This window comes from Tardiphaga sp. OK246 (genome assembly GCF_900188215.1).
Taxonomy (GTDB): domain Bacteria; phylum Pseudomonadota; class Alphaproteobacteria; order Rhizobiales; family Xanthobacteraceae; genus Tardiphaga; species Tardiphaga robiniae.
In genome coordinates this window covers 91,196-103,854 of sequence record NZ_FZOX01000010.1, presented here as the reverse complement: position 1 = coordinate 103,854, position 12,659 = coordinate 91,196, and the positions used below count along the sequence as shown (strand labels likewise).

General features: G+C 60.6%; 12 protein-coding genes. 9 read left to right on the top strand and 3 right to left on the bottom strand.

Features of this window, described 5'->3' with window-relative positions; all coding sequences use genetic code 11:
* Positions 1 to 187 (top strand): hypothetical protein (locus tag CHC01_RS32890; protein ID WP_210421725.1); only part of this gene is annotated, 187 nt, incomplete at its 5' end.
* A 263-nt stretch (positions 188 to 450) separates the two neighbouring features.
* Here the strand turns inward: CHC01_RS32890 and CHC01_RS30160 are convergent.
* Complete coding sequence (locus tag CHC01_RS30160) at positions 451 to 1,269, bottom strand: DUF2927 domain-containing protein (protein WP_089268029.1); 819 nt, start codon at positions 1,267 to 1,269, stop codon at positions 451 to 453.
* 105 nt (positions 1,270 to 1,374) lie between these two features.
* The gene (locus CHC01_RS30155) at positions 1,375 to 1,989 is read right to left on the bottom strand and encodes a L,D-transpeptidase (RefSeq protein ID WP_081422064.1); all 615 of its coding nucleotides are present in this window, start codon (positions 1,987 to 1,989) and stop codon (positions 1,375 to 1,377) included.
* A 239-nt stretch (positions 1,990 to 2,228) separates the two neighbouring features.
* Between CHC01_RS30155 and CHC01_RS30150 the strand changes: the two genes are divergently transcribed.
* The 3 genes from CHC01_RS30150 to CHC01_RS30140 all read left to right on the top strand — a co-directional run bounded on the left by CHC01_RS30150 (position 2,229) and on the right by CHC01_RS30140 (position 4,504).
* Positions 2,229 to 3,770 carry an acetolactate synthase large subunit gene (locus CHC01_RS30150; RefSeq protein WP_089268028.1) on the top strand — a complete coding sequence of 514 codons (1,542 nt, stop codon included), beginning with the start codon at positions 2,229 to 2,231 and terminating at the stop codon, positions 3,768 to 3,770.
* 288 nt (positions 3,771 to 4,058) lie between these two features.
* Positions 4,059 to 4,277, top strand: coding sequence for a hypothetical protein (locus CHC01_RS30145; protein ID WP_089268027.1), 219 nt, complete (start codon positions 4,059 to 4,061; stop codon positions 4,275 to 4,277).
* Positions 4,274 to 4,504, top strand: coding sequence for a hypothetical protein (locus CHC01_RS30140; protein ID WP_089268026.1), 231 nt, complete (start codon positions 4,274 to 4,276; stop codon positions 4,502 to 4,504). Before CHC01_RS30145 ends, CHC01_RS30140 begins: the two co-directional genes overlap by 4 nt.
* A gap of 15 nt (positions 4,505 to 4,519) precedes the next feature.
* Here CHC01_RS30140 and CHC01_RS30135 read toward each other — a convergent pair whose 3' ends face one another.
* Positions 4,520 to 5,398, bottom strand: a complete 879-nt coding sequence (locus tag CHC01_RS30135) for an AraC family transcriptional regulator (protein WP_210421724.1) — start codon at positions 5,396 to 5,398, stop codon at positions 4,520 to 4,522.
* Positions 5,399 to 5,660: 262 nt separating this feature from the next.
* Here CHC01_RS30135 and CHC01_RS30130 point away from each other — a divergent pair, with 262 nt between their 5' ends.
* From CHC01_RS30130 to CHC01_RS30110, 5 genes are all read left to right on the top strand, one after another.
* Positions 5,661 to 6,572, top strand: coding sequence for a 2-hydroxyacid dehydrogenase (locus CHC01_RS30130; RefSeq protein ID WP_244558574.1), 912 nt, complete (start codon positions 5,661 to 5,663; stop codon positions 6,570 to 6,572).
* A 161-nt stretch (positions 6,573 to 6,733) separates the two neighbouring features.
* Complete coding sequence (locus CHC01_RS30125) at positions 6,734 to 8,320, top strand: ABC transporter substrate-binding protein (protein WP_089268024.1); 1,587 nt, start codon at positions 6,734 to 6,736, stop codon at positions 8,318 to 8,320.
* A 40-nt stretch (positions 8,321 to 8,360) separates the two neighbouring features.
* Complete coding sequence (locus CHC01_RS30120) at positions 8,361 to 9,947, top strand: ABC transporter substrate-binding protein (RefSeq protein WP_089268023.1); 1,587 nt, start codon at positions 8,361 to 8,363, stop codon at positions 9,945 to 9,947.
* Positions 9,948 to 10,048: 101 nt separating this feature from the next.
* A complete protein-coding gene (locus tag CHC01_RS30115) occupies positions 10,049 to 11,635 on the top strand; it encodes an ABC transporter substrate-binding protein (RefSeq protein WP_089268022.1) in 1,587 nt (528 codons plus the stop codon).
* A complete protein-coding gene (locus tag CHC01_RS30110; RefSeq protein ID WP_089268021.1) occupies positions 11,632 to 12,654 on the top strand; it encodes an ABC transporter permease in 1,023 nt (340 codons plus the stop codon). The genes CHC01_RS30115 and CHC01_RS30110 overlap by 4 nt, the downstream gene beginning before the upstream one ends.
* Positions 12,655 to 12,659: the final 5 nt, after the last annotated feature.

The following is a 12,659-nucleotide window of genomic DNA, read 5'->3' as shown; positions in this document are numbered from 1 at the left end:
CCTGGACAGTGTGACGGACGACCAATTCGAAACGCGTTCGGCCAAGTGCTTTGCGGCTACCCTGTCCCTCCGCCCTGGGACATTAATTTTGGTGATGGGAGCGTTCGCCATGGCAGATGTGCAAGCAACCGAAAAAACACCGCAGGCGGAACGTCGGGCACTTGCTCGGCGCCTCCGAAAGTCCTGATGCACTCTCAATTGCGGAAGACCGCATTCGCATCAGGCCCAAGGGTGCAACGGGCACCTGGCGTTCCGCACGCCCTCTCACAAGGGGGCGGGAATGCAAGCGACGACGGCGCCCCCGCGCCGCAAACAATGGGGGCGATGACGCATGTCTGAAGAGCGGTGGCTATTTGAAATTCGAAGAAGCTGAGACGCGCAGGCGTTCGTGGAATCCCCCCGCCTGGCGAAGCTTCGCTTCGCGCGGGGGGAGGGATAAGAGAAGCGCCGCTAATCCTGCAGCTCGTTCACCTTGCTCACCCAGATACGCACGTCAGTGAGCACCTGCGGCAGCACGTCCTTGACCTCCTGCACGGTCATGCCGGCCTTGATGCGGGGATCGTAGAGGATGTTGAGGATGTACTGGTCGTAGACGTCGAAGAAGCCCATCTGGACGTTGTCGTTGAACATCGTCCACGGCACCGTACTGGTATCGTTGATCGGGCCCAGCGACTGCAGCAATTCCTCATAGGCGCAATCGAGAAAGACGAAGTCGCCATTGTCGACGGTGAGGATCACGTCGGAGCGTTCGATCTCGAAGGCCTCGTTCTTGCGGAAGCCGGACAGGCATTGCGGGTCCAGGGAGTCGCGGATCTCGTTGGCCCGGTCGGTGCCATAGAAGGTCGAGATGGTGCGATAGAGATCGCGGTCGCGCACCAGCTTCACCAGCACATTGGCGTCGTCGCGGTTGTCCGCCATGGCGATGTTGAGATGCTGCACCCGGCGCGCGATGTCGGTCACAACCTTGGCGATTTGAGCCTTGCGGTCGGCACGGCCCTCGGCGAAGACCCGCACCGGAAGCTCATATTTGCGGATGCGGTCGACGCGGCCGGCGAGGTGATACTCGGCGCCAAAGGCGGTCTTGAAAAAACCGTCGATGATCTCGCTGTCGGTAAAGGTCTTCTTCTCGGTGCGCTGGCGTGCGGTAACGGCGGGCGGCTCACTCGCGCCGGCATACGACGGCTGCGGCACAAAGGCGGTCAAAGACGCTAGCGCCAGCAGCGCGGCAATCGTCCGGACGATGAATCGATCTGGTGTCGGGGCGGGCATTATTACTCAAGTTCTCGCAATGCGCGTATTTGCGCAAGCGTTCAGTGCCGCCCCCGCGGACTATTCGAAGGCTTCCCGCAGGAAGCCTTCGTTCTCAGCTCAAGCTCAGTTCTTGACGATCACCGTCGCGCCGACCGAGACGCGGTTATAGAGATCGGTGACATCGTCGTTGGTCATGCGGAAGCAGCCCGAGGACACGGCCTGCCCGATGGTCTCCGGCTCGTTGGAGCCGTGAATGCGGTACAGCGTCGAGCCGAGATACATGGCGCGGGCGCCGAGCGGGTTGTCGATGCCGCCGGGCATGTGGCGGGGCAGGTCGGGCCGGCGGGCGAGCATCTGGGCCGGCGGGGTCCAGCTCGGCCATTCCTTCTTGGCGGTGACGCGGTGGACACCGCCCCAGCGGAAGCCGTCGCGGCCGACGCCGATGCCGTAGCGCAGCGCCTGGCCGCCCGGCTGCACCAGATACAGCCGGCGCTCGGCGGTGTTCACGACGATGGTCCCCGGGGCGTAATTGCTGTGGAAGCCGACGGTCTGGCGCTGGATCGGGCCGGAGCTGTTGCCGCCGCCATTGCCGAAATTGGAGAAGAAGTTGGAGAGCGACGGGCCGTCGTCGACCTCGAAGTCCTGCGCTGGTGGCTGGTTGCGGACGCGTGCATCGGCAGGAAACGCAATTGTGGTGAACGCGGCTGCGGCAAAAAAGAGAGCAAAAAGGCGCTTCATCATGGTCCTCGCCAGAAAAAATTGAGGCCCAAGACAGGCCATAAATCGCCCCGATCCGCAACCCACGGCCGTGTGAGGACAGCCCGGATGGAGCGATAATAACCGGCGTTCAGCCCGCCCCGCGGCCCTCACAACGAAGCCTTGCGTTCCGACCCTTTGACGGGCCCTCCGAACAATGGTTCATCAGCCCCCGAGATCAAGAAACCGAGATACGACCCTGAATCAAACGGAGTGAGACGATGAACGGTGCGGAAAGCCTGGTGCGGACATTGGTGGCGGGCAATGTGGATGTCTGCTTTGCCAATCCGGGAACGTCGGAAATGCATTTCGTTGCGGCGCTCGACCGCGTCGAAGGCATGCGCTGCGTGCTCGGCCTGTTCGAAGGCGTCGTCACCGGCGCGGCGGATGGCTACTTCCGCATGAAGGGCACCCCGGCCTCGACGCTGCTGCATCTCGGTCCCGGCCTCGCCAATGGCCTCGCCAACCTGCACAATGCCAAGAAGGCCAATTCGGGTATCGTCAACATCGTCGGCCAGCATGCCGTCTATCACATCGAATACAACGCGCCGCTGACCTCGGACATCGAGGGCCTCGCCCGTCCGATGTCGCAGTGGGTGCACACCTCGCCGGATTCCAAGTCGGTGGCCAAGGACGGCGCCGCAGCAATTGCCGCCGCCAAGGATCGCCAGATCGCGACGCTGATCCTGCCCGCTGACACCGCATGGGGCGCGGCCGATGGTGTGGCGCCGGTGCCTGCCGAGAAGCAGAGCGCCGGCTATTCGGCACAGGCCGTCGAGACTGCCGCCAGGATCATGAAGGACGGTGGCGCCTCGACCCTGCTGCTGATGACCGGCCAGGGGCTGACCGAAAAGGGCCTGGCGCTGGCCGAGCAGATCGCCGGCAAGACCGGCTGCAAGGTGATGGGCCAGACCTACAATCCGCGCATGGCGCGCGGCCGTGGCCGCTTCTCCATCGATCGCATTCCCTATGTGATCGAAGCCGCACTTCCGCTGCTGAAGGACTTCAAGAACATCGTGCTGGTGGAAGCCAACGATCCCGTCGCCTTCTTCGCCTATCCGAACAAGCCGAGCATGCTGAAGCCGGAAGGCTGCGAAGTGCATCGCATCACCGCCGGCGGCGAGAACTCGATCGCTGCGCTCGAAGCACTGGCTGGCGCGCTCGGCGCCAAGCCGTCGGATGTGAAGCCGCAGAAGCTCGCCGAACTGGTGAAGCCGACCGGCGCGCTGAACCACACCACGATTGCGCAGGCGATTGCCTATGCGATCCCGGAAAACGCCATCATGGTCGATGAGTCGTTGACCACCGGTCGCGGATTCTTCCCGCCGACCGCAGCGGCTGCGCCGCATGACTGGCTGCAGAACATGGGCGGCTCGATCGGCTTCTCGACCCCGGTCGCCACCGGCGCCGCCGTGGCCTGCCCGGACCGCAAGGTGATCTGCATGGTCGGTGACGGCAGCGCGATGTACACGCTGCAGTCGCTGTGGACGCAGGCCCGCGAAGAGCTCGACATCACCACCATCGTGTTCGCCAACCGCAAGTATCAAATCCTGCTCGGTGAATTCGCCGGCGTCGATGCCGGCGAGCCCGGCCAGCGCGCCCTCGATATGCTCAACCTCGACCGTCCGACGCTCGACTGGGTGTCGCTCGCCAAGGGCATGGGCGTCCCCGGCGTTTCGGTATCGAACGTCGACGACTTCAACAAAGCGCTCGCCAACGCGATCGCCGCGAAGGGTCCGAAGCTGATCGAAGTGGTGATGTGAGCAGCGGGGATCGCCGCAGCTGACAAATACCCCGCTACCAAACGGGGTGCCCGCCAAATAGAGAAAGGCTCCGGATCACTCCGGAGCCTTTTCAGTACTGTTCCCTGCTGGCGAAACGATATCAATTGAAACACGTTCCGATTTTTCGGCGCAACTCCACGCAGCGCTTTCTCTGGCAGGGATTGTGCTCTGCAACCTGGGCGCATCGGGAACAATAGTTGTGAACATCGCGTTGCAAAGGGACAGCTACCGTACAGACAAGTTATTTCAGCGCACTCATAAGATCAGATGGCAAAAAATCGTTGGGACGACGAACAGATTGAAATTTTGAAAGGGCTTATCGCGCGTAAAGTATCGCTGGCCAGAGCCGCAGTGATCATGAAACGACCGCAGAGTTCCGTTCAGATCCAGGCACGCCAGCTCGGAGCACCATTCCCTGGTGTTCGCGCGACCAAGGCGCGGTTGAAGGCGCAAATCGATGAAGCCGAGAAGAAAGCGTTGCGGTGAAAAGCGCGATTGAGCTTGTGGTTGCCGCCTATGTCGATACGAACCAGCTAAGTGCGTTGCAAGATCTCAAGGTGCATCGCGAGACGCTGGCGGCGTCCGTCCGCAACAGAATGGACTTCAATTTCGGCGTACTGCTCGGGCAGCTCGACGACGACATCCGCGAAATCGAAGCCGGTATTCGCCGATTGCGTGCTTCGATGGAAGCGCGGCCAGCGGTCGAGTCCTAAGCTGGTGCGCGTCGGTTACGGTGCCAAGTCCTCCGTTTGTTCGCTCCAGCGCAGATAGTCGCGTGGTGAAATCCCCATCGAGCGACGGAACATGGCGCTGAATGCACTTGGACTATCATAGCCAAGATCGAGCGCCACATTGGTCACCGGCTCGCGCATGGTCAGGCGCGACAACGCTTCCATCAATCGCACCTGCTGGCGCCATTCGGCGAAGCTCATGCCGGTCTCGCGGCGAAACAGCCGTGTCAGCGTCCGTCGGCCGAGGCCGCCGATCTGCGACCAGGATTCCAGATCCTGATTGTTGCCGGGCTCGCGCAGGATCGCTTCGCAGATCCGTGCGAGGCGGCGGTCCTGCGGCATCGGCGCGCGCAGCGGTACGGCGGGCATGCGGCCGATTTCCGCGAGCATCAAATTCATGATCTGCCCTTCGCGGCCATCCATGTCGTATTCGGTTGGGAAGGTGACGGCTTCGTTGAGCAATGCGCGCACCAGCGAGGAGACTTCCATCAACTGACACGAGGTCGGCAGGCCGACCGTCGCGTCGGGTTCGACGTAAAGCGTGCGGAGCTGCACGGTGCCCCAGCAGCGGCTTTGATGGACGACGCCTGGCGGAATCCACAGCGCGTGCTGCGGCGATACTGTCCAACTGCCGGTTTCCGTGATCACGGTCATGACCCCAGTCAGGCCGTGCAGGAACTGCGCGCGGCGGTGGCTGTGCCGGACGCCGACGCCGCCCGAGGAGAATTCAGCGGCCATCGCAACTACCGGCCGCTGTGCGGCCTGGAGTGCATCGGCGCGGCGACCGCTGGCCTCGAACCCGGAAAAACTCACCATGGCCGGCGGCGCGACGCGCTGGCGCGGCGTGTTGCACGAAATTGAAGAGATATGGCCCATACGCGACAAATCCTGACCCTGTGAAGACGGAGATGATGCGCTGACATCGTACCCTAGGATAGAGGTTTTGGGCGCATCGTTCCGGACGTTGCCATTCTCAAAGCAGGCTTCATGCCACTAGCGCGTTTTCCAGCGAAGTGGGTACCGGTTCGCATTAAGAAAACGCGTAAAACAACAATCCTGAGCCCCGTTCCGATTCAATCGGAACGGAAAAGGCTCGGGCAGAAACAAACGCAGGAATTCGATGACCCGCATTACTCTCATGACAACCCTGTCCAACACCATGGGCTTTCTCGAAGACCACTTGAAACGGTCGGTTCCCGGCGCGGTCGTGACCACTTGGCCGGAAGAGGGCGCGCTGGATGGGGAGGTTGTGGTCTGCTGGAAACCGCCAGCGGGCGTGATGGCGACCATGCCGAATTTGCGGCTGATCCACTCCATTGCCGCTGGTGTGGACAATGTGTTGTCCGACACGGCGCTGCCGGACCGGCCGCTTTGCCGGATCGTGGATCCGCTGCTGGGCAAGGCGATGGCCGAATATGTGCTGTGGGGCACGCTGTATTTTCATCGCGAATTTGATCGGGTCTCTACCAATGCCCGCAATGGGCACTGGCATCGCTACGACCAGGTCGCTGCCGCCGACAAGCGCGTCGGTATCCTCGGTCTCGGCACCCTCGGAATCCAGGCTGCCACTCTGCTGAAATCGGTCGGCTACAAGGTCTCCGGCTGGTCGCGCTCCGCAAAACAGGTCGAGGGTGTGGAGGTCTTCGCCGGCGACGCCGCGCTCGACGATTTCCTGGCGCAGACCGACATTCTGGTCTGCTTGCTGCCGCTGACGCCAAGCACGGTGGGAATCCTGAATGCTGACCGCTTTGCCCGCCTGCCGAAAGGGGCGGCACTTATCCTCTGCAGCCGAGGCGAGCATCTGAACGTTCCAGACCTCGTTGCCTCATTGCGATCGGGCCATCTGCGCGGCGCAATTCTCGACGTGTTCGACAAGGAGCCGTTGCGGCCTGACAATCCTCTCTGGACGGAGCCGGGTATTCTGGTGACGCCGCACATGGCCGGATTGGCCAAGCCACGCGTCATTGCCGACCAGATCGCCGAGAATATCCGCCGTCTCAAGACTGGAGAGATTTTACTCAACCGCGTCGATCCGGCACTGGGATACTGAATGCCTGCTCATTCACGGAACATGTTCGGTTCTCGGACAACGCCGGCCCGATCGCGATGATGATCGGCCCGGCGACGGCGGCGGCTTGAATTTTGCAAGCTCATCCTTGCGCGTCAGTACAACCCTGACGTTCAACCCTCTGTGTCCATCGGGAGAGCTGAATGAATCGACGTGAGTTTGCGAAATTGCTGGGTTTGAGCGCTACGGCGCTGTCAGGCATCCCGCTCGGCATTACCCGCGCCACGGGGCAGACCAGAGGCGGTACGCTCAATACGATCATCCAGCCCGAACCGCCGATCTTGGTCACGGCGATCAATCAGCAACAGCCGACCCTCACCGTCGGCGGCAAACTCTATGAGAGCCTGCTGCGTTACGATTTCGATCTCAAACCGATTCCCGGCCTCGCCAAATCCTGGGAGGTTTCGCCGGACGGGCTGACCTACACGTTCAAGCTGTTTCCGAACATTACGTTTCACGACGGCAAGCCGCTGACGTCGGAAGACGTGATCTTCACCATGACCAAGGTGCTGATGGAAACCCATGCGCGCGGTCGCGTGACATTTGCGCGTATCGCGAAGGCGGAAGCGCCCGATCCACTGACGGTGATCTTCACGCTGAAGTCGCCTTTCGCGCCGTTCCTGACGTCGCTGGATTGCACCACGGCGCCGATCCTGCCGAAGCACATCTATGAGGGGACCGACTATCGCAAGAATCCCGCCAATGCGCAGGCAATCGGCTGCGGTCCGTTCAAGCTCAAGGAGTGGGTCAAGGGATCGCACATCCATTTTGTCCGGCACGAAGGTTATCATCGGCCGGGCGAGCCCTATCTCGACGAAATCATCTATCGCGCGATCCCCGATGGTGCGTCGCGTACCGTGGCGGTCGAGCAGGGCAAGGTGCAGCTGACGCAGTGGGGCGATATCGAATTCTTCGAGGTGCCGCGGCTGTCGAAACTGCCGAATTACGAGGTGTCCACCAAGGGCTACGAGTTCTTTGCGCCGCATCAATGGATCGAACTCAATAATCGCATCAAGCCGATGGACGACAAGCGTTTTCGTCAGGCCGTGATGCATGCGATCGACCGCAAGGCGATGCTGCAGCGAATCTATTTCGGGCTTGGCAAGCTGGCGACCGGCCCGATCTCGTCGAAGACACGGTTCTACGACAAGAACGTCAAGACGTATGACTACTCCCTCGACAAGGCGAAGGCGCTGCTCGACGAGATGGGGCTGAAGCCGGGTCCGGATGGCAAGCGCGTTACGCTGCGCTATCTGATCTCGCCAGTCAGCGAGGCCAATACGCGCGCCGCCGAGTTCCTGCGCCAGTCACTCGGGCGCGTCGGCATCGATCTGCAATTGCAGACAACCGATATCGCCGGCTGGGCGCAAAAGTTCGCCGATTGGGATTACGATATGACCGCCAACCTGGTCTACCAGTTCGGCGATCCCGCGCTCGGCGTCGCGCGCACCTACATCACATCGAATATCAAGAAGGGCATCCTGTTCTCGAACACTGCCGGCTATTCCAATCCGGAAGTTGATCGCCTGTTCGAAGAAGCAGCCGTGGCGACATCCGATGACAAGCGGCAGGAGCTCTATAGCCAGGTCCAGAGAATTCTCGTTGAGGACGTTCCAGTGGTCTGGACGTTCGAGCAGGACTATCCGAACTTCATCGACAAGCGGCTGAAGAACGTGTTGTCGACGGCGATCGGGGTGCACGAGACGTTCGGGGCGGTGAGCTTCGGATGACGTTGAAGGTTTCAAATATCTTTGCTACAAAGGAATTAAGATGAACAGACGTGAATTCGCGAAGCTATTGGGTTTGAGTGCGACGGCGCTTTCGGGAATTCCTCTCGGCGTCACCCGCGCCGTCGGTCAGACCAAGGGCGGCACGCTCAATACGATCATCCAGCCCGAGCCGCCGATCCTGGTGACGGCGCTCAACCAGCAGCAGCCGACACTGACGCTGGGCGGCAAGATCTATGAGAGCCTGCTCCGCTACGGCGCCGATCTCAAGCCGCTGCCTGGTCTCGCTGAGTCCTGGACCGTTTCACCCGATGGCCTCGTCTATACGTTCAAGCTGTTTCCAGGCATCACCTTCCATGACGGCAAGCCGTTGACGTCGGAAGACGTGGTGTTCTCGGTGACCAAGGTCCTCGTCGAAACCCATGCGCGTGCGCGCGGCACCTTCCTGCGCATCGAAAAGGTTGAAGCGCCCGATCCACTCACAGTGGTGTTCACGCTGAAGGCGCCGTTCGCGCCGTTCCTCAATTCGTTCGATTGCACCACCGCGCCGATCGTGCCGAAACACATCTATGACGGCACCGATTTCCGCAAGAACCCTGCCAATGCGCAGGCGATCGGCTCGGGCCCGTTCAAGCTCAAGGAATGGGTCAAGGGCTCGCATGTCCATCTCGTCAAACACGAGGGCTATTACCGCAAGGGCGAGCCGCATCTCGACGAGATCATCTATCGCGTGATTCCGGACGGCGCATCGCGCGCCGTTGCGCTCGAACAGGGCAAGGTCCAGCTGACGCAGTGGACTGACGTCGAGCTGTTCGACGTTGCGCGTCTTTCGAAGCTGCCCAATGTCGAAATGACCACCAAGGGCTACGAGTTCTTCGCGCCGCATTTCTGGCTGGAGTTCAATCTTCGCGTCAAGCCGATGGACGACAAGCGCTTCCGTCAGGCTGTCCTGTTCGCGGTCGATCGCAAGGCGCTGCTGCAACGCGTGTTCTTCAATCTCGGGAAGGTGGCGACCGGACCCGTTTCGTCGAAGACCCGGTTCTACGAAAAAGATGTCAAGCAGTACGACTACTCGCTGGACAAGGCGAAAGCCCTGCTCGACGAGATGGGCCTGAAGCCCGGTGCTGACGGCAAGCGTGTCAGCATCAAATTCCTGGTTCCGCCCTATGGCGAAATCTGGCAGCGCTCGGCCGAATTCTTCAAGCAATCGCTCGGTCGTGTCGGCATCGATCTGCAACTGGAAAATCTCGATCTCGCCGGCTGGGCCGAGCGCACCAGCAACTGGAATTACGAGATGACCTGTAATCTGCTTTACCAATTCGGCGATCCGGCGCTGGGCGTGTCGCGCAGTTACATCACGGCGAATATCCGCAAGGGTATTCTGTTCTCAAATATCGCGGGCTATTCCAATCCGGAAGTAGACCGGCTATTCGAGGAAGCCGCCGTGGCGACCTCTGACGCAAAACGTCAGGAACTCTACACGGCCGTGCAGAAAATTGTCGTAGAAGAAGTCCCGATCGCATGGATGGTCGAGCAAGACTTCCCCAACTTCATCGACAAGCGGTTGAAGAACGTCATCACCACCGGCATCGGTGTGCACGAGACTTTTGGAGCCGTGACGCTCGGTTGAAGCCGAAGTTACTGAAAGTCGCTTGATGGCTTGGCTGTAGCCGGACGTGCAAGCGTCCGGCTACAGCCACTGTCAGGCGTCAATGTTTAAAGGAAGAGGCTATGAATAGACGTGAATTCGCGAAGCTGATGGGCGTGAGCGCGGTTGCGCTCTCGGGTATCCCCCTCGGCATCACCCGTGCCGCTGGCCAGACCAAGGGCGGCACGTTGAACACGATCATTCAGCCAGAGCCTCCGATTCTCGTCACTGCACTGAACCAGCAGCAGCCAACGCTGACCCTGGGCGGCAAGATCTATGAGAGCCTGCTGCGTTACAGCCCCGATCTCAAGCCGCTTCCCGGTCTCGCACAGTCGTGGGAAGTGTCGCCGGACGGCCTGACCTATACGTTCAAGCTGTTTCCGGGCATCACCTTCCACGACGGCAAGCCGCTGACGGCGGACGACGTCATCTTCTCGATGACCAAGCTGCTGCCGGAGACCCATGCGCGTGCGCGCGGGATTTACTCGCGTATCGAAAAAGCAGACGCGCCGGATCCGCTCACCGTGGTGTTCAAGTTGAAGTCGACCTTTGCACCGTTCCTGACCGCGCTCGACTGCACCACCGGTCCAATCGTGCCCAAGCATATCTATGACGGCACCGAATATCGCAAGAACCCGGCCAATGCACAGGCGATCGGCTCAGGCCCGTTCAAGCTCAAGGAATGGGTGAAGGGCTCGCATGTTCATCTCATCAAGCACGAAGGCTATTACCGCAAGGATCAGCCGTATCTCGACGAAATCATCTATCGCATCATTCCCGACTCAGCTTCGCGCGCTGTCGCGCTGGAACAGGGCAAGATCCAGCTGACGCAGTGGAACGACATCGAAATGTTCGATGTCGCGCGGCTGTCGAAGCTGCCGAATTTCGAGATGACCACCAAGGGCTACGAATATTTCGCCCCGCACCAGTGGCTCGAGCTCAACAACCGCATCAAGCCGATGGACGACAAGCGTTTCCGTCAGGCTGTTGCCTATGCGCTCGATCTGAAATCGATGGCACAGCGCGTTTACTTTGGTCTGCCCAAGGTTGCGACCGGTCCGGTGTCATCAGCGACCAGGTTCTACGAGAAGGACGTCAAGCGTTACGACTACTCGCTCGATAAGGCGAAGGCGCTGCTCGACGAGATGGGCCTGAAGCCGGGTGCCGGCGGCAAGCGGGTGACGATCAAGTATTTGACCCCGCCTTACGGCGAAATCTATCAGCGCGCGGCCGAATTCATTCGCCAGTCGCTCGGCCGCGTCGGCATCGACGTGCAGATCGAGAACACCGATGTCGGTGGCTGGGCCGAGAAGTTCAGCAACTGGGACTACGAGATGACGGGCAACCTGGTCTATCAGTTCGGCGATCCCGCACTCGGCGTGTCGCGCACCTACATCTCGTCGAATATCAAGAAGGGCATCCTATTCTCTAACACGGCAGGCTATTCCAATCCGGAAGTCGACCGTCTGTTCGAAGAGGCTGCAACCTCGACCTCCGAGGCCAAGCGTCAGGAACTCTACAGCCAGGTGCAGAAGATCCTGGTCGAGGATGTGCCGGTGGTCTGGATGTTCGAGCAGGCCTATCCCACCTTCATCGACAAGCGCCTCAAGAACGTGACTACAACAGCGATCGGCGTGCACGAATCGTTCAGCGACGTGAGCTTCGGATGACGGCGGTATCGGTCAATGCAAAAGGCGGTCGCGTGTTCGCGATCGCCCTCGCGCTTGCGGGGTGGTTTGTCAAATTCGTAGCCGTCGTTTTGGTCATTGCGACCTTCAACTTTATTCTCGTTCATGCCGCACCTGGCGATCCCGCGCAGGTGATTGCCGGCCAGAGCGGCGCATCCGACGAAAAGCTTCTGGCGCAGCTGCGCGCTGAATACGGGCTCGACAAGCCCTATCCGATTCAGCTCGCCACCTATCTGAAGCGCGTCGTGACGCTGGACCTCGGCTATTCCTATCGCCAGCAGCGGACCGTGGCGTCGCTCATTCTCGAGCGTCTGCCGGCAACACTGCTGCTGACGGCGACGGCTTTCAGCCTCGCGCTTCTGTCAGGCATCATTCTCGGCACGCTGGCCGGTGTCCGCGCCGGTAAGTGGTCCGACACGGTGCTGACCGTCGTGTCGCTGCTGCTTTATGCAACGCCGGTGTTCTGGCTTGGCCTGATGCTGGTTTTGCTGTTTTCGGTGCAACTCGACTGGTTGCCGGCGTTTGGTTACGTGACCATCGGTGTGCCGATGACCGCACTGCAGCGCATGGTCGACATCGGTTGGCATTTGATCCTGCCGGCGGTGTCACTCGCGGCCGTCTATCTCGCGATCTACACCCGCCTGATGCGCTCGTCGGTGCTGGACGTAACCCATCAGGATTTCATCAAGACCGCCAAGGCCAAGGGCCTGAAGCAGGGCCGTATCATCATTCGACATATCCTGCGCAATGCGATGCTGCCCATCGTGACTGTCGCCGGCATGCAGGCCGGTGCGCTGGTTGGCGGTGCGGTAGTGATCGAGACTGTGTTTGCGTGGCCGGGTCTCGGCCGTCTCATCTATGATGCGCTGTTGCAGCGCGATTATCCGGTGTTGCTGGGCGTATTCCTGGTGATGTCGGTGATTGTGATTGCGCTCAATCTTCTCACCGATGCGATCTACCGGGTGATCGATCCACGCGTCTCCGTGCGTGCTGCATCGTGAACGGG